Genomic DNA, 15,463 nt, shown 5'->3' with positions numbered 1-15,463 from the left:
CCACGAGGAGAACCCCATGACCGTGACCAGCACCCTGCATCTGAACTTCGACGGCCACGCGCGCGCCGCGCTCGAGTACTACCACTCGGTGTTCGGCGGCGATCTCGTCGTGGTCCCGTACGGCGACACGAGCCCAGATCAGGCCGACCAGGTGGTGTGGGGCCAGGTCTCCTCGCCGGACGGCTTCCACGTGATGGCCTACGACGTGCAGCACGACCTCGTGCGGGACGCGGGCCGCAACGCCTTCTACTTCTCGTTGCGCAGCACCGACGCCGACGCGATCACCGGCTACTGGACGGCGCTCGCCGCGGGGTCGACCGTCGAGGTGGAACTCGGTCCGTCGGTGTTCTCCCCGCTGTACGGCAAACTCACCGACCGCTTCGGTGTCGTCTGGATCATCGACGTCATGGTGCCGTACGGCGGCTGAACCGGGCCCAGTTGTCGTGCAGCACAGCGCGGGACCAGTCGTCACCGAGTCCGAGGCCGACCACGCTCTCGACCGCGTGCGCGTACGAGTACGGGATGTTGGGGAAGTCGCTGCCGAACACGATCTTGTCCTGCAGGTCGCGCAGGCGCGGCAACGCCGATCGCGGGTAGGGCGCGAGCTGTTCGGTGAAATCGGTGAACACCATCGTGGTGTCGAGCCCGACGTTGTCGAACGTCTCGGCCAGGGTGAGGAAGTCCTCGTACTCGGGCATGCCCATGTGTGCGATCAGCAGGGTGAGTGTCGGAAAGCGGTGCAGTAGTGCGCGGATCGGGTCCGGTCCGGTGTGGCGACCGGGTTCGGGTCCCGATCCGCAGTGGATGACGACGGGAACGGCGGCGTCGTCGAGAACCGCCCACACGTCGTCCAGGTACAGATCGTGGACGTCGATGTCGCCCACCTGCACATGGCATTTCAGCACCCCGACCCCGTCCTCGACGGCGGTACGGACGTACCGAGCAGCGTCCGGTTCGGGGTGAAAGGTGGCGGTGCGTACACAGTCGGGTGTCCGGTCCGCGAACTCCGCGGCCCACCCGTTCAACCACTCCGCCATGCCGGGCTTGTGCGGGTACAGCAGGGACGTGAATGTCCCTACCCGGTACCTGCGCAGCAGGTCGGTGCGTTCGTCCTCGTCCACGCGGTACTCGATCGGCCACGCGGTACCGAGGCGGTCGTCCACGGAGTCGAAGTAGTTCCACACCTTGGCCAGAACGCTGTGCGGCATGAAATGCGTGTGCACGTCCACCAGTGACTCGAGGCGGAGGTCGTCGAGCACTCGGTGGACCCGGCGGATGTCGTCGTCACGGTTCTGCACGTGATCGATCCTCGCATCGCCGGGGCGGCCGCGACGGCACTCCGGACCCTTGACTTTGCGGACACTGCGTGTCTGTAATAAGACGATGACGGGATCACTGCAGGGACGAGTCATCGCCATCACCGGTGGCGCACGGGGAATCGGCCTCGCGACGGCGCGCGCGCTCGTCGCCGCCGGCGCCAGGGTGGCGATCGGGGACGTGGACGCGGACGCCCTCGCCGCCGGGGCCGAGTCCGCGCGGGTGCACCTGCACGGAGCACTGGACGTCACGGACCCGGCGTCCTTCGACGCCTTCCTCGACCGCGTCGAGCGTGAGCTGGGCCCGGTCGACGTCCTGGTCAACAACGCCGGAATCATGCCGGTCGGGGCGCTGACGGACGAGCCGGACGCGGTGGCACGCCGGATCATGGACGTGAACGTGCACGGCGTCATCATCGGCACCAAGTCGGCGCTGCACCGCATGGTGCCGAGACGGCGCGGACACGTCGTCTCCATCGCCTCGATGGCGGGTGAGACGGTGGCGCCAGGCCTGGCCACCTACTGCGCCAGCAAGTCTGCGGTCATCGCGTTCACCGAGGCGGCGAGGGTGGAGTACCGATCCTCGGGCGTCGAGTTCTCCCTGGTCCTGCCGTGGTTCGTCAACACCGAACTCACGGCGGGAACGAGAGACGTGCCCTTCATGAAGAAGGCCGAACCCGAGGACATCGCGCAGGCGGTGGTCCGGCTCGTCGAGAAGCCGCGACCCAAGGTGCGCATCCCGGCCTCGGCCGGCGCGATCGTCGTCAGCCAGCGCTTCATGCCGCGCCGACTCGGTGAGTTCGTCAGTCGCCGTTTCGGATCCGAGCAGATCTTCCTCGGCGACGTGGACGCGGAACGGCGTCGCGCGTACGAGGACAGGGCGCGCGGGCAGTCGTCCGCTCCCGAGTCGACGCGCTAGCGGCGCACGCTCGCCAGCACCGCGTCGACCAGTCCGTCGATGTACGCGTCGTCCGCGGTGGCGGCGGACGGCGCCTCGGTCGCATCGTGTGCGAACAACACTCGGCTCAGAACGGCGCCCGTGAGCATCTCGAGCAGCAGTGTGGTCCGCACGTGTTCCGGTAACTCGCCGCGGGACACGGCGCGGCGGACGATGTCTCGGGTCGCGACGAATCTGCTCGTGCTGATGGTGGCGGTCAGCGCCTCGAGCAGATCGGGATACACGCGGGCGTCGAGGGCCACGCGCACGGCGATGAGCCCCGAGGAGTCTCGGTAGCCCCGCAGGAGTTGACGAGCCAGTTCCGTGAGATCGCCTGTCAGGGTGCCGGTGTCGATGGGGTCGACGAGGGGGAGCACGGTCTCCAGAGCCCCGGTGAGGAGTGCCTCCTTGGTGGGCCACCGACGGTAGATCGCCGCGCGGCCCACGCCACCGCTCTTGGCGACGGCATCGATGGTGAATCCCGCCCACCCGGTGCGCCAGTACACGTCCACGACGGCGTCGTACACCCGCGATTCCATGGCGGGGTCGCGTGGCCGCCCCCGTCGCGCCGTGCCGTCGGTCGACTCCATGCCATCAGATTACAGACAACTGGTGTCTGTAATAAGGTGATCCCATGTCACAGGAAGCAGACCGCATTCCGGTCGTCGTGGGTGTGGGCGATGTCGTGTCCGGCAGCGCCGGCGCTGCGGCCGACCCCGTGGAGCCGATGGAGCTCGTGCTGCGCGCGGTCCGTGCTGCGCTCGACGACAGCGGAACGTCGGCGCTCGGCGCCGCGGTGGACGCGATCCACGCCGTGCGCACGACGAGCTGGAACTACGACGATCTCCCGGCTCTGATCGCCGCACGGCTGGGTGCATCCGCGCCGACTCGGTCCACCAGCACCATCGGCGGTCACCACCCCGCGCGCCTGATGGACCGAGTGGGGCACGACATCGCCGGCGGTCGCAGCTCCGTGGCACTCGTCGTCGGCGGCGAGACGCAGGCATCCGTGCGAGCACTGACGAAAGCCGGAACGGATCCCGTCGAGCTCGGCTGGGCCGTCGCACCGGGCGGCCCGCCGACCTTCGCACCGGACGACCTCGGCAGCGCCGAGATGCAGCGAGCGGGCATCCTCGCCCCCGTCCAGATCTATCCGCTGTTCGACCGCGCTCGGGCCGACCGTCTCGGTCTGCGACCCAGCGAGTCACTGACGGCGTCGGCAGAGCTGTACTCGCGGTTCTCCGCTGTCGCGGCGCGACATCCGGTCGCGTGGAGTCCGGTCGAGCGGTCGCCCGACGACATCGCCGGCGTGGACGCGTCGAACCGCGCGGTGTCCGACTGCTATCCCCTCGCCATGAACGCCATGCCGTTCGTCGACCAGGCCGCCGCGGTGCTGGTGTGTTCGCTGGCGGCAGCGCGCGCGGCCGGGGTGGACGAGGACCGCATCGTGTACCTGTGGGGCGGCGCCGGTGCGTCCGATGCCCCGGACATCATGGCGCGCAGCACCTTCGATCATTCACCGGCGCTCCGCGCGGCGGTGCGCACCACCCTCGCCGCGGCGGGTGTCGCGGGTGCCGATCTCTCCTTCGTCGATGCCTACAGCTGCTTTCCCGTCGTCCCTCTCCTGTTGATGGACGAGCTGGGACTGTCGTCGGATGCCACTCCCACGGTCCTGGGCGGCCACTCGTTCTTCGGTGGGCCGCTCAGCAGCTACTCGTTGCACGCGGTCGCGGAATCGACTCGGCTGCTGCGACAGTCCCGCGGCGGACGCGCTCCGGCGATCGCGATGGTGCATGCGAACGGCGGCTACCTCACCCACCAGCACACCGTCCTGTTGTCGACCGATCCGCACGAGGCCGGATACGTCGGGAACCCCGATGCGGTGACCGTGTCGGCGACAGCGGTACCCGTGACGCACGGCCACAGCGGTCGCGCGACCCTCGAGACGGCGACTGTCATGTTCGGGCGCGGCGGGGAACCGGAACAGGCGCTCGTCATCGCCCGCACACCCGAGGGTGACCGCATCGCCGGTCGTACCGGGTTGGACGCCGCGGCGGCGCTTCATCGAGTGGTCACCGACCGCGACGTCTCACCGGTCGGCCTCACGATCGACGTGGTGGACGAGGGCGGGAACCTGGACATCACCCTCGACTCGATCACGGCGAACGGCAGGGGAGTACGGGCATGAGCGATCAGGACGTGGTTCTCACGGAACGGCGCGGACACGTGCTGCTGGTGACGTTGAACCGCCCCGCCGCGGCCAACAGCGTGAACGCAGAGGTGCACACCCTGCTGGGCGAGGCGTGGGAACTGGCGGACGGCGACGAGTCGATCCGTGCCGTCGTCCTCACGGCGGCGGGCTCCGGCACCTTCTGCGGCGGAGCCGATCTGAAGGCACTCGGCACGCGGGGTCCCGACGGCGTGACCCCTCCGGAGACGGCACACTGGGGCTTCGCCGGAGTCACCAGGCACCCGATCTCCACGCCGATCGTCGTCGCGGTCACCGGGATCGCACTCGGCGGTGGGACCGAGATCGCGCTGTCCGGTGATGTCGTGATCGCCTCAACCACTGCACGATTCGGGCTTCCCGAGGTGCATCGCGGGCTGATCGCGGGAGCGGGCGGACTCTTCCGGCTGGTCGACGCGATCCCGCGAGCGATCGCGATGGAACTGATCCTCACCGGTGAGCCCATGAGTGCGGACGACGCGGCGCGGTGGGGACTCGTCAATCGTGTGGTGGAACCGGACGCCGTTCTCGACACGGCGCTTCGGTTGGCGGAGACCATCGCGGCGGGAGCGCCTCTCGCGATCCGCGCCAGCAAGGTCATCGCCCGGGGCATCGTCGACGGGCGCATCCCGTCCGAAGCGGCCGCATGGGAGGAGACCGACCGCGCGCTCGCGCAGTTGTCCACGTCCTCCGACACGGTCGAGGGGATCATGGCGTTCATGGAGAAGCGCGAACCCCGGTGGACGGGGCGCTGATCGGCGCACGACGTCTCGTCGCGGCGGCCGCGCTCGGGTCCGCTGCGGGTGTGGCCCTCGTGGTTCTGTTCACCATCGTGCCGCCGCCGTGGGATGCGCTCGTGAACACGAGTGCGCTGTGGGGCTTGGTGCCGTTCGCGGTGGCGGCCCGGTCCCCGCACGGACGCGGTGTGGCAGTCGGAGTCGCGTCGATGCTCGCGCTCGTCCTGGTGTGGATCCTGCTGTCGCCGAACGTGATCCCTGCGCGGGAAGTGCTGGTCTTCGTCCTCGTCGGACTCGGTGCGGGGGCGGTGTGCGGCGCAGCCGGTGCTGCTGTCGGGCGTGACCGCCGTGTGAGCGGGACGGTGGTCATGGCGGGGATCGTGCTCGGTGAGGCCGTGTACGGGACTGTCGTGGTCGGCGGTCCGCACTGGTTCGTGGAAGCCGCGCTGGCGGGCATCCTCGTGCCGGCGTGTTGCCGCACCGCGGCGACACGAGTCCGTGCGGGACTCGGTGCCGCCGCGGTGGCGGGTGCGCTGTTCGGCGCCTATTGGGCCTACGACGCGGTGCTCACCACCTGAGGGGTGTCAGGCCTTCCACTCCGCGGTGCGTTCCGGGGTCGCCTGCGCCAGCGCATCGACCGTCGCGTCGACTCCGAAGTCCTTGCCGTACACGGGTGTACCCGGCTGCTGGCGCCAGGAGTCGGCCAACGATCCGGCGTCGACGACGTCGAAGCCGATCTCGTCGATGACGGCGGACACGATCTTCTTGGCGTCGGCATCGTCGCCGGCGATCGGCAGCGCGATGCGGCCCTCTGTGCCGGCCGGGACGCCCTTGTTCAGGAGGTGCTTCCACCAGATTCCGTTGAATGCCTTCACGACCGGCTCGCCCAGCAGTTCCGAGACCCACACGCTCTCCGGTGTGCCGTCCTCGATCGCGTCGATCTTGCCGTCCCGCTGCTGCGGGTAGTAGTTGTTCGTCTCGATCACCGGAGCACCGGGCTTGCGGGCCGAGAGGATGCCGGACGCGAGGTCCGGCGTGTTCTTCTGCGGGATGCTGACGATGACGAGATCCGCGTCGGTCGCGGCGTCCTTCGCCCAGACCGCGGTGGCGCCGGTCTCGGACGCCAGATCCGCGAGGGTCTCCGGATCCCGAGAGTTGGCGACGGCAACCTCGTGGCCCACGGCGCGCAGCCGTCGGGTCAGGGTTCCGCCGATGTCGCCTGCTCCGATGATGCCGATCTTCACGTGCTTCTCCTTCGGTCGTGCAACGAACGTCTCGTTCGGCCAACCCCGTCCGCGCGGGAATGATTCCCCCGTGGCGGCGGATCCTCGGCGCACCGGCGGTCTCTCAGGGCGCGCCGAACCCGGCGTCGGCCAGCACCGTCCGTCCGTCGGGACCGGAGACGAAGTCGACGAAGGCGCTCGCGATGTCCGGTGCGCCGGAGTCGGCCAGTGCGGCGATGGGATAGGAGTTCACCGCGCCCGATGCCTCCGGGAACGGCACGGTGACGACGGCGTCACCGGCGCCGGCCGCGTCGGTGACGTAGACCAGGCCGGCATCGGCCTGACCGGACGTGACCTTGCCCAGAACGTCCGTCACGGACGATTCCTCGCTGGCAGGGGTGAGGCTCACCCCGGCGGCCGTCTCGATCTTCTCGGTGGCGGCACCGCACGGAACCTGCGGCGCGCACACGACGACCGTGGCCCCGGACGTCGCCAGGTCCGAGAACGAGTCGATCCCGGCGGGGTTGCCCGGCGGAGTGACGATCGTCAGAGTGTTGGTCGCGAACGTGACCGGGTCACCGTCGATCAACTCGGCGTCCCGTGCCTTGTCCATGGTGATCGTGTCCGCCGAGGCCAGAACGTCCCCGGGCGCACCCTGCGACAACTGGGACACCAGATCGGACGACCCCGCGAACGTGAACGTCACGGTGGTACCCGGGCGGGTCTGCTCGAACTGCTCACCCAGCTCGGTGAACGACGCCTTCAGCGACGCGGCAGCGAACACGGTGATGCCGTCTTCGGCCGGTCCGGGCGAGGAGCACCCCGTGAGCGACAGTGCCACCACCGCCGCGCACCCCAGCACTGCGATCCTCGTCGTGACCATGTCGGCTCCTTTCGCCGCAGATGCGGTTCGAAGGAGACCATATAGGAGCATGCGCGCCCGGAGGGGTCAGACGTCCTCGAATGCGGCGACCACGAGATGCTGAGTGCGTCGGCCGAGCGGAATCTCTGCGTCCGGGCGGCGAAGTGGGGCTGCATCGCCGTCGAACAGGGCGACGATGTCGTCGGTCGGTACCGAGGATCCGCTGTCGTCGAGGAACCTGAGGGCGACGATCGCGGTCGCGTGGACACGTCCGTCGACGTCGAAGATCTGTTCGAGATAGGCGTTCTTCGCGTCGACACCGAGGAAGCGGGTGGACACCGAGAACTTCGTCCACAGGGTGAGGGAGCGGACGTACGTGATGGTCTGTGACGCGACGACGGGATGCCACCCGCGTCCACGCAGGGCTCGCCACAGGCCACCGCGCACGAACATGTCGACTCGACCCGCGTCGAGTACGGACAGGTATCGACCGTTGTTCATGTGCATCAGCACGTCCAGATCGGACGGTGCGACGCGGAACCACGTACGGGTCGGGTCGACCCGTACCGGCCCGCGTCCCGTGCGCCACGGCGCCATCTGTCGGAGCAGGCGGAGCGACATCAGCATGGCGTCACTATGACGGTTCGGTCGCCCCGCGGAGTCGTCAGGGTTCGGTCGGCATGGACGTGAGGTGCGCGAGGAGCGGCGCGGCACGGGTCAGCAGAGCCGCATCCTCCGCTGACATGGCCGCGAGTCGGCGTCCGACGGCGTCGATCCACACGTCGTCGATCATCTCACCGTGTCGACGTGCCGTGGCGGTGGAATGCAGCCGACTCGACCGTCTGTCACCGGGATCGGTGTCCCGCGCGAGCAGCCCCTTGTCGATCAGACGTCGCACCGTCGTGCTGACGTTGCTGCTGTGCAGGCCCAGCATGCGGGCGACGTCCGAGACGGTGGTCCCTTCGTGGCTGACCACCACACGCAGAACCTCGAGTTCGGAATGGGGGAGGGCGGGCAGTCCGGACTGTCGTTCGCCGAATCGGCGCAGCGACCACACGAGAGCCCGCACCTCGCGGGCGATGTCGATCACATCGGACTCGCTCACTGGACTTCCAGACGCCATGACTGACATTCTACTCATGTGAGTATGTATAAAGTTATATCCAATACGGAGGCCACCCGATGAGCGTCGACACTCGGTCCGGCGACACCGTCGACTCGACCGCCGCGCGGCCGGTGGCGTCCGGCGTGATCGCGATGCTGGCGCTCCTTGCCGCCGTCGCGCCCCTGTCCATCGACATGTATCTGCCGGCATTCCCCCGCATGGCCGAGGAGTTCGGTGTCAGCGCCACGGCGATCCAGCTGACCCTCACGACGTTCCTCGTCGGTCTCGCGATCGGCAACCTGGTGATCGGGCCGCTGTCCGACCGCTTCGGTCGACGCCCCTTGCTCCTCGTGGGCACTTTCGTGTCCATCATCGCGACCATCCTGTGCGCGTGGTCTCCGACGGTCGAGTGGCTCACCGTGTTCCGGTTCTTCCAGGGCTTCACCGGCGCCGCCGGCGTCGTTCTCTCCCGCGCCGTCATCAGTGACCGTGCACGCGGCGCGGCGGCCGCGAAACTGTTCAGCCTCCTCGTGCTGGTCAACGGAGTCGCTCCCGTCATCGCCCCGCTGCTCGGCGGTGCGGTCATCGGTCTGACAGGGTGGCGCGGCGTCTTCTGGGTGCTCGCCGGTGTGTCCGTCCTGATGTTCGTGGGTGTGCTCGCACTCCTGCCGGAGAGTCATCCCGCCGAGCTCCGCAGCACGGGCGGACTCTCCACCATGATCGCGGACGCACGGGAGGTCATGTCCAACAAGCGATTCCTGGGCTATGCGGGCGCGTTCGCCTTCGGCTTCGGCGTCATGTTCGCCTACATCTCCGCATCGCCCTTCGTGCTGCAGGAGGTGCACGGGCTCTCGACGACGTGGTACTCCATCGCCTTCACGGCCAACGCACTCGGCATCGTCGTCACCAGTGGTGCCAACGCCAAGCTCGTCGACCGCGTCCGTCCGGAAGCGCTGTTGCGCATCGGTCTCGTCTCGATGGTCGCGTTCTCGGCGCTGCTCGTCGTCGACGCGGTGGTCGGGCCCTACCTGTGGGCGACCCTGGTACTGCTGTGGTTCGCCGTCGCCAGCCTGGGTCTGGTGATCGCCAACGCGACGACTCTCGCACTGGGAGAGGCGCGCCGGGCCGCGGGCACGGGATCGGCCGTCATGGGCGCGGCCCAGTTCGGCCTCGCCGCGGTCATCTCGCCGCTGGTGGGACTCGGCGGCGAAGGCACCGCGGTGCCCATGGCCGTCACCATGCTCGTCAGCGCGATCATCGGCCTCGGCGGGGTGGTGTTCGGAACCCGTTCCCCCACAGAGCAGTCGGTCACCGAGGCACACTGAGGACGAAGGCGGTGCCGTCGTACACGACGTCGCCGCCGTGGGCCCGCGCGTAGGTTCGGGCGATGGTGAGGCCGAGTCCCGATCCCTCCGAGGTGCGAGCGCAGTCCAGCCGCACCATCCGGTCGAAGATCCGCTCGCGATCCTGAGCGCCGATGCCCGGTCCTTCGTCGGACACCCGGATCGTCGCGGTGGTACCGGCGTCGCGCACGTCGACGGTGACGACGCCGTCCGGTGGTCCGTGGCGCAACGCGTTGTCGGTGAGGTTGGCCAGGATTCGAGCGAGTCGTGCGGCGTCGACCGGCGCGACCACGCTCTCGCCGGTCACCACGACGGTCGAGTCCGGTGCGAGCAGCCGCGCCCGGTCGGCGTCGGCACGGGCCAGAGCGAGAAGGTCGTGGTCATGCCGATCCAACTCCACGTCGTCGTCGGTGCGCGCCGACATCAGCAGATCGTCGATCAGCCGGGATGCGCGGCGTGATTCACGAATCATCGACGCCAGCAGTCGTTCCCGCACGTCGCGCTCGGTGTCGACGCCGCCCCGCAGCAGTGTCTCGGCGGCGGCGGAGATCCCGGCGACCGGCGTTCTCAGATCGTGAGCAGCATCGTCGACGAACTGCCGTGTGCGATCGGCGGTGGCACGCTCGCGCGCCTCGGCTCCTTCGAGCTCGTCGAGCATCTCGTCGAATGCCGTTGCGGTCTCACCCAGCTCGGTGTCCGACCGGGTGGGAGCGAGTCGGTCACCGCGATTACCCCGGGTGATCGAACGGGCCAGTGCCGTCATGCTGCGCAACGGTCGGAGCGATGCGCCGACGACCACCGCCATGAGCAGTGCCGCCACCGCCGACGCGACGAGCACCAACGGAATCAGCACCACGAGCAGCTGCCGCTGCACCGCGTCGATCGAGGACGTGTCGACGGCGACCGTGAGAACCGATCCGTCGGTCAGGGTCGTCGTCGAGACCCGCGTCGGCCTCGTCTCCTCCGGGCCCGGTGGGGGTCCCGGCGGGGGACCGTCTCCCGGCGTCGTCGGGGGGCGTAGTGCGGGTGGCGGTGTCGTCGCTCGGAGCGCGAGGTCGCCGACGATACGGCCGTCCGTCGTCACCAGTTGCGCCGCCACGTTTTCTCCCTGTGTGGCGGAGACGATCTCGGTGGGATCGGCACCGTTGTCCAGCAGTTGCTGCGCGGTGGCGGTGCGGCCGGCGAGGCTGTCTCCCGCCGAGGCCTCGAGCTGGCGTTGCAGCAACACCGTCGTCGCCACGACGATGCCGACGAGCAGGACGAGCACCACCGACATCACCGACACCAGCAATCGCAGGCGCAGAGATCCGGTGCGGAGACCGCGACGGGGTGGGGTCGTCATGCCGTCGGACTCACGGTGTCGGCGGCCAACACGTAGCCGATGCCGCGCCGGGTGTGGAGGATGCGGGGGCCGAACTCCTCGAGCTTGCGACGCAGCGCGCTGATGTGGACCTCGACGAGGTTCTCGTCGTATGCGTCGTACCCCCACACCTGCGTCAGGATCTGGGTCTTGGACACCGTTCGCCCGCGCTGAGCTGCGAGGTAGGACAACAGCTTCCACTCCGTGGCCGTCAGGTTGAGGGCGTTGCCGCCCCGACTGGCGTCGCCCGATTCGGTGTCCACCGACACGTCTCCGCACTCGATCGAGGTGGCGACCGCGCCGTGTCGTCGGAGCACCGCGGTGACGCGGGCGAGGAGCTCCGCCATCGCGAACGGTTTCACCAGATAGTCGTCTGCACCGGCGGTGAGCCCGGTGACGCGGTCGGACACCGAGTCCCGCGCCGTGAGCATCAGCACCGCCGCGTCGCTGCTGCGGCGCGCGACCCGCAGGAGCTCGAGTCCGTCCCGGCCGGGAAGCATGATGTCCAGGACCACGAGGTGGGGTCGATGGTTCGCGAGCGCGGCCTCGAACGCGGAACCGTCCGCGTCGGACCGGACGTCGGCACCCAGGTCCGCGATCGCGGTGGACACGGACAGCCGCAACGTCTCGTTGTCCTCGATCACGAGGATTCTCGGGGTCGCTGCGGGTCGCCGTTCGGTCACGACACCACTATGCGGGTCCCGAGCTGAAGACTTGCTGAAGACGAGGCCCTGATCGCCGCGACTTCAGGCAGGCTTCAGGTCCACGATCGAGTGTCGACCTCACGAACGGCGCCGCCCGGTGCCGACGAGAGATGAGGACGACAATGTCGACAAGAGTCATGCGTGTCAGGACAGGCCGACTGATCGCCGGAGCAGTGCTCGCCGGTGGGCTGCTCCTCGGAGCGGTGGGAACCGCGTCCGCCGACGGCCCGGGCGAGGCGCCCCCGGTCTCCGAGAGCGTGGTGCCCGACGCCTCGGCGCCCGCACCCGACGCTGCGGCACCCGACGCCGGTGCGACGTGCGCGACGCCTCCGGCCCCGCCGGAGGGTGCACCGACTCCGCCCGAGGGTGCCACGACTCCGCCCGAGGGTGCACCGGCTGCCCCCGAGGGTGCTCCCACTCCGCCTGCTGCGGGTGAGGATGCTCCGACTCCGCCCGAGGGTGCTCCCACTCCGCCTGCTGCGGGTGAGGATGCTCCGACTCCGCCCGAGGGTGCACCGGCTGCCCCCGAGGGTGCACCGGCTGCCCCCGAGGGCGCGCCGGCTCCGCCTGCGCCCGGTTGCGGTCCTGACAGTGGCCCGGCGGGCCCCGGCCATGGTGGTCCGGCCGGTCACGGGCCTGCAGGTAAGGGTCCGGGCGCAGCGCCGGGCGCTCCGGCGCCCGAGGGTGCTCCCGCACCGGCCGAGTGCGAGGCCCCCACACCCTGATCATCTCGCGTGGTGTCGGCACGCGTTGCCGGCACCACGCGCACAGGTTTCAGCGTCGTGCACCCCGTTCAACTGGCTGAAATGGGTGTTCACCTGCAGCAAGGGGTGCGCATCCCCCGGTGCCCAACCCATCCGCCCGAATCGTGGACTTCTGCCACCGCTCTGCGGGGGGTGACCGTCCACGATCACCGCCGTCCTTCGACCCGCACGGGTTCCAGCGCCATGCACCCCGTCCAACCGGCCGCAGTGGGTGTTCGCCTGCAGGAAGGGGTGCGCATCGCCCGGTGCCCGGCACCACCAGCCCGAATCGTGGCCCCCCTCTCGGGGCTGCGCGTCCGCGATCAGCGCCGCACCCGACCCGCACAGGCCCCAGCGTCGTGCACCCCGTTCAGCCGGCCGCAGTGGATGTTCACCTGCAGTAAGGGGTGTGCAATCGCCTACCGCATCGCCCACAGCGCCGACCCCCCCGACCGACAGCACCCCGCCCAGCCAACCGTGAGCCATCGAACAGTACGTACTCTCACTATCAGCGTACGATGGACCCGTGACCACCGCCGACCCCCTCGCGCTCGACCGTCAGGTGTGTTTCGCCCTGGCCGTCACCAACCGCGCGGTGCTCTCGGTCTACCGGCCGATTCTCGAACCGCTCGGACTGACGCACTCGCAGTACCTCGTCATGCTCGCCCTCTGGGAGCGGGCACCGATGTCGGCGGGGGAGATCGCGTCGGCTCTGCAACTCGAACCCGCCTCGCTGACGCCGCTGCTCAAGCGGCTCGACGCCGACGGTCTGCTGACCCGGCGCCGGAGCGACACCGACGAGCGCAGGCTGGTGATCGACCTGACCGACGAGGGGCGACAGTTGCGAGGTTCGGCGGAGTCCATACCGGGCACCGTCATCGAATCTCTGGGTGTCGACGTGAGCGAGCTCGAACAACTCCACGCGGTGCTCACCCGGATCAACACCGCGGCCATCGCGGCCGGTGCACTGTCGACCGAGCGGAGGAGCACACGATGAGCAGGACTCGCCCGGGGCCGCTGCAGTGGATCGGTTATTCGTTCGGCCGCACGTTGCCCCTGTCCATGCAGGCCTGGGTGCGTGAGGACCTGATCGGTGATCGTGCGGTTCCGCGTCATCTGCTGCGCAGCATGGTGCCGTTTCTCCCCATCTTCGCGGCGTTCCTGCTGTTCCCCGGTGAGTTGTGGCTGCGCGGCGCGATGATCCTGCTGGCGGTACTGCTCGCGCTGTTCTACGCCGCCGCGTACATGGAACCCAACCGTCGACGTCGTCTCAAAGCGCACGGGTTGTCGCCGGACCTGCAGAACCCGAAGAAGGTCGCGCGGGACGAGGCGGAACGCCGCGCCTACGAGCGCTGGCACCCCAACCGCTGACACCCGCTGTGGCCCTGCGGGCCGTCGCCGACGAGAGTGGGTGCCGTGCGACTGTGGCCGACCGGACTGCGCGACGGCAGTGACCCCGATCCGAGATTCACGCTCGCGAACGAGCGGACGTTCCTGGCGTGGATCAGGACGTCACTCGGCCTCGTGGCCACGGCCGCGGCACTCGAGGCGTTCGGTGGGGATCTGCTGCCTCCGTGGCTGAGAACCACCCTCGTGCTGGGGCTGCTCACTCTCGCGGCGGTGCTGGCCGTCGGGTCGTTCGTGCGCTGGATCCGTATCGAGACGGCCATGCGCCGGCGGGCGTCACTGCCTCTACCCGCTGCGGCGGCGCTGCTCGCGGGGGGTCTGGTGATCGCCGTGGTGGCGTTCGCGGTGGGGCTGTACCTGTGACGGAGGCACCGGGCCTGCAGGCCGAGCGCACGACGCTCGCTCGGGTGCGGACCGCACTGACCATGGCGGTCACGGCTCTGATCGTCGCTCGTGCGGTGCGAGATCATCCGCCGCTCGTCGCGATCGCGGTGCTGTGCGCTGCGCTTCCGATGGTGTCGGTCGTGTTCTCGACGAGGACCCATTCCCGACTCGTCGACGGCATGGACCGGGACGTGCTCCCCGGTGCCGCAGGCCGGCTCGTCGTCCTGCCCGTCGTCGTCGTCCTGCTGGCAGTGGTCACCGCGCTGGGTCTGTGAGAGCAGGTCATCGGATGACTCGACGACGCGGACCGGGGTACTCCCCGCCGGTGACGAGACGATCGAGATGCTGACCGCCGCCCTGTACGGCATCGGCACGGCGCTTCCCCTGGTGATCGGTGCGGCGATCGGGCTGCGGTGGACACTGCCGAAGCGGGTGTTGGCCGGTCTCATGGCCTTCGGTGCCGGGACGATGATCGCCGCCGTGTCGTCGGAACTGTTCGAGCCGGCGTTCCGTCAGGCCGGCATCCTCGTCGCGGGCGCGGCGCTGTTCCTGGGCGCGGGTGTGTACGTCGTGGCCAGCCATCTGATCGAGAACAAGCTCGGGCCCGCAGCGATCGGGTGGGCACTGATGCTCGGCACGATCCTCGACGGAGTCCCGGAGAACACCGCGCTGGGTGTCTCCCTGACGTCCGGTGGCGGGCTGGTGCTGCTGGTGGCGGTCGCGGTGGGCAACGTTCCGGAGGCTGTCGGTGGTGCATCGTTGATGCGGGACCGACACGACTTCTCCGCGGCTCGGGCGATGACCCTGTGGACGGCCACGGCGGTCGTGCTCGTGGTGGTCACCGTACTGGGCCACCAGTTGTCCGACGCCGTCCCGGAGGTCGGCATCTCGACGGTCCAGGCGTTCGCGGGCGGTGCCACTCTCGCCGTGCTCGCGGACTCCCTGATGCCCGAGGCCTACAAGGACGGCGGCTGGTGGGTGGGCATGTCCACCGCGCTCGGCTTTCTCGTGGCGTTCGCACTCGGCGGGTAGCTGTGACCGGGATCACTCTGCATGGACGTGCGCTTTCCGCGCCGGGCCTCGACTCACCTTTCAGAACGCGATGGTCACCCGCC

20 protein-coding genes are annotated in these 15,463 nt (G+C 69.3%); 12 read left to right on the top strand and 8 right to left on the bottom strand.

What is annotated here, in order from left to right:
* Positions 1–16 precede the first annotated feature (16 nt).
* Positions 17–427 carry a VOC family protein gene (locus OG947_RS10340; protein ID WP_027506581.1) on the top strand — a complete coding sequence of 137 codons (411 nt, stop codon included), beginning with the start codon at positions 17–19 and terminating at the stop codon, positions 425–427.
* Here the strand turns inward: OG947_RS10340 and OG947_RS10335 are convergent.
* Positions 405–1,298 (bottom strand): amidohydrolase family protein, encoded by an 894-nt coding sequence (locus OG947_RS10335; RefSeq protein WP_328813857.1) that lies wholly within the window; start codon positions 1,296–1,298, stop codon positions 405–407. The genes OG947_RS10340 and OG947_RS10335 overlap by 23 nt on opposite strands.
* Positions 1,299–1,383: 85 nt before the next feature.
* On the opposite strand from OG947_RS10335, the gene OG947_RS10330 reads away from it, so the two are divergent.
* Entirely contained in the window at positions 1,384–2,235 is an 852-nt protein-coding gene (locus OG947_RS10330; RefSeq protein ID WP_222626243.1) for an SDR family oxidoreductase, read from the top strand.
* On the opposite strand, the gene OG947_RS10325 is transcribed toward OG947_RS10330, so the two are convergent.
* Positions 2,232–2,843 (bottom strand): TetR/AcrR family transcriptional regulator, encoded by a 612-nt coding sequence (locus OG947_RS10325; RefSeq protein ID WP_056443188.1) that lies wholly within the window; start codon positions 2,841–2,843, stop codon positions 2,232–2,234. The genes OG947_RS10330 and OG947_RS10325 overlap by 4 nt on opposite strands.
* A 44-nt stretch (positions 2,844–2,887) precedes the next feature.
* Here OG947_RS10325 and OG947_RS10320 point away from each other — a divergent pair, with 44 nt between their 5' ends.
* Genes OG947_RS10320 through OG947_RS10310 form a run of 3 tightly spaced genes read left to right on the top strand, consistent with a single transcriptional unit; the run spans position 2,888 to position 5,795 of the window.
* Positions 2,888–4,441 (top strand): thiolase C-terminal domain-containing protein, encoded by a 1,554-nt coding sequence (locus OG947_RS10320; RefSeq protein WP_328813855.1) that lies wholly within the window; start codon positions 2,888–2,890, stop codon positions 4,439–4,441.
* A complete protein-coding gene (locus OG947_RS10315; RefSeq protein WP_328813854.1) occupies positions 4,438–5,235 on the top strand; it encodes an enoyl-CoA hydratase-related protein in 798 nt (265 codons plus the stop codon). The genes OG947_RS10320 and OG947_RS10315 overlap by 4 nt, the downstream gene beginning before the upstream one ends.
* Positions 5,220–5,795, top strand: a complete 576-nt coding sequence (locus tag OG947_RS10310) for a DUF6518 family protein (protein WP_328813853.1) — start codon at positions 5,220–5,222, stop codon at positions 5,793–5,795. The genes OG947_RS10315 and OG947_RS10310 overlap by 16 nt, the downstream gene beginning before the upstream one ends.
* Positions 5,796–5,801: 6 nt before the next feature.
* On the opposite strand, the gene OG947_RS10305 is transcribed toward OG947_RS10310, so the two are convergent.
* From OG947_RS10305 to OG947_RS10290, 4 genes are all read right to left on the bottom strand, one after another.
* A complete protein-coding gene (locus OG947_RS10305; protein WP_081821384.1) occupies positions 5,802–6,554 on the bottom strand; it encodes an NADPH-dependent F420 reductase in 753 nt (250 codons plus the stop codon).
* Between the two features lie 10 nt (positions 6,555–6,564).
* A complete protein-coding gene (gene modA / locus OG947_RS10300; protein WP_328813852.1) occupies positions 6,565–7,323 on the bottom strand; it encodes a molybdate ABC transporter substrate-binding protein in 759 nt (252 codons plus the stop codon).
* Positions 7,324–7,389: 66 nt separating this feature from the next.
* Positions 7,390–7,929 (bottom strand): thioesterase family protein, encoded by a 540-nt coding sequence (locus OG947_RS10295; RefSeq protein WP_051613550.1) that lies wholly within the window; start codon positions 7,927–7,929, stop codon positions 7,390–7,392.
* A gap of 37 nt (positions 7,930–7,966) precedes the next feature.
* On the bottom strand, positions 7,967–8,407 hold the full coding sequence (locus OG947_RS10290; RefSeq protein ID WP_027506590.1) for a MarR family winged helix-turn-helix transcriptional regulator: 441 nt from the start codon (positions 8,405–8,407) through the stop codon (positions 7,967–7,969).
* Positions 8,408–8,484: 77 nt separating this feature from the next.
* Between OG947_RS10290 and OG947_RS10285 the strand changes: the two genes are divergently transcribed.
* A complete protein-coding gene (locus OG947_RS10285; protein ID WP_373425259.1) occupies positions 8,485–9,732 on the top strand; it encodes a multidrug effflux MFS transporter in 1,248 nt (415 codons plus the stop codon).
* On the opposite strand, the gene OG947_RS10280 is transcribed toward OG947_RS10285, so the two are convergent.
* Positions 9,716–11,092 (bottom strand): HAMP domain-containing sensor histidine kinase, encoded by a 1,377-nt coding sequence (locus OG947_RS10280; protein WP_328813851.1) that lies wholly within the window; start codon positions 11,090–11,092, stop codon positions 9,716–9,718. The genes OG947_RS10285 and OG947_RS10280 overlap by 17 nt on opposite strands.
* Positions 11,089–11,793, bottom strand: coding sequence for a response regulator transcription factor (locus tag OG947_RS10275; RefSeq protein ID WP_027506592.1), 705 nt, complete (start codon positions 11,791–11,793; stop codon positions 11,089–11,091). Before OG947_RS10275 ends, OG947_RS10280 begins: the two co-directional genes overlap by 4 nt.
* 158 nt (positions 11,794–11,951) lie before the next feature.
* Here OG947_RS10275 and OG947_RS10270 point away from each other — a divergent pair, with 158 nt between their 5' ends.
* The 6 genes from OG947_RS10270 to OG947_RS10245 all read left to right on the top strand — a co-directional run bounded on the left by OG947_RS10270 (position 11,952) and on the right by OG947_RS10245 (position 15,380).
* Positions 11,952–12,539: a hypothetical protein gene (locus OG947_RS10270; RefSeq protein ID WP_328813850.1), complete on the top strand. Its 588-nt coding sequence runs from the start codon at positions 11,952–11,954 to the stop codon at positions 12,537–12,539.
* A 544-nt stretch (positions 12,540–13,083) separates the two neighbouring features.
* Complete coding sequence (locus OG947_RS10265; RefSeq protein ID WP_328813849.1) at positions 13,084–13,554, top strand: MarR family winged helix-turn-helix transcriptional regulator; 471 nt, start codon at positions 13,084–13,086, stop codon at positions 13,552–13,554.
* A complete protein-coding gene (locus tag OG947_RS10260) occupies positions 13,551–13,928 on the top strand; it encodes a DUF5313 family protein (RefSeq protein WP_204869587.1) in 378 nt (125 codons plus the stop codon). Before OG947_RS10265 ends, OG947_RS10260 begins: the two co-directional genes overlap by 4 nt.
* Before the next feature lie 45 nt (positions 13,929–13,973).
* Positions 13,974–14,327 carry a YidH family protein gene (locus OG947_RS10255; RefSeq protein ID WP_231476430.1) on the top strand — a complete coding sequence of 118 codons (354 nt, stop codon included), beginning with the start codon at positions 13,974–13,976 and terminating at the stop codon, positions 14,325–14,327.
* The gene (locus OG947_RS10250) at positions 14,324–14,623 is read left to right on the top strand and encodes a DUF202 domain-containing protein (protein WP_027506596.1); all 300 of its coding nucleotides are present in this window, start codon (positions 14,324–14,326) and stop codon (positions 14,621–14,623) included. The genes OG947_RS10255 and OG947_RS10250 overlap by 4 nt, the downstream gene beginning before the upstream one ends.
* Positions 14,624–14,690: 67 nt before the next feature.
* Positions 14,691–15,380: a ZIP family metal transporter gene (locus OG947_RS10245; protein ID WP_027506597.1), complete on the top strand. Its 690-nt coding sequence runs from the start codon at positions 14,691–14,693 to the stop codon at positions 15,378–15,380.
* Positions 15,381–15,463 lie beyond the last annotated feature (83 nt).

Origin of the sequence: Rhodococcus sp. NBC_00297, assembly GCF_036173065.1 — a bacterium.
GTDB lineage: Bacteria > Actinomycetota > Actinomycetes > Mycobacteriales > Mycobacteriaceae > Rhodococcoides.
The sequence above is the reverse complement of the archived record's forward strand: the minus strand, read 5'-3'. Positions and strand labels throughout refer to the sequence as shown.

Coding starts and splice junctions, on each gene's coding strand:
- OG947_RS10270 (WP_328813850.1), top strand. CDS start 11,952: ATGCGTGTCAGGACAGGCCGACTGATCGCCGGAGCAGTGCTCGCCGGT.
- OG947_RS10285 (WP_373425259.1), top strand. CDS start 8,485: ATGAGCGTCGACACTCGGTCCGGCGACACCGTCGACTCGACCGCCGCG.
- OG947_RS10245 (WP_027506597.1), top strand. CDS start 14,691: ATGCTGACCGCCGCCCTGTACGGCATCGGCACGGCGCTTCCCCTGGTG.
- OG947_RS10280 (WP_328813851.1), bottom strand. CDS start 11,092: ATGACGACCCCACCCCGTCGCGGTCTCCGCACCGGATCTCTGCGCCTG.
- OG947_RS10320 (WP_328813855.1), top strand. CDS start 2,888: ATGTCACAGGAAGCAGACCGCATTCCGGTCGTCGTGGGTGTGGGCGAT.
- modA (WP_328813852.1), bottom strand. CDS start 7,323: ATGGTCACGACGAGGATCGCAGTGCTGGGGTGCGCGGCGGTGGTGGCA.
- OG947_RS10330 (WP_222626243.1), top strand. CDS start 1,384: ATGACGGGATCACTGCAGGGACGAGTCATCGCCATCACCGGTGGCGCA.
- OG947_RS10325 (WP_056443188.1), bottom strand. CDS start 2,843: ATGGAGTCGACCGACGGCACGGCGCGACGGGGGCGGCCACGCGACCCC.
- OG947_RS10340 (WP_027506581.1), top strand. CDS start 17: ATGACCGTGACCAGCACCCTGCATCTGAACTTCGACGGCCACGCGCGC.
- OG947_RS10260 (WP_204869587.1), top strand. CDS start 13,551: ATGAGCAGGACTCGCCCGGGGCCGCTGCAGTGGATCGGTTATTCGTTC.
- OG947_RS10315 (WP_328813854.1), top strand. CDS start 4,438: ATGAGCGATCAGGACGTGGTTCTCACGGAACGGCGCGGACACGTGCTG.
- OG947_RS10295 (WP_051613550.1), bottom strand. CDS start 7,929: ATGCTGATGTCGCTCCGCCTGCTCCGACAGATGGCGCCGTGGCGCACG.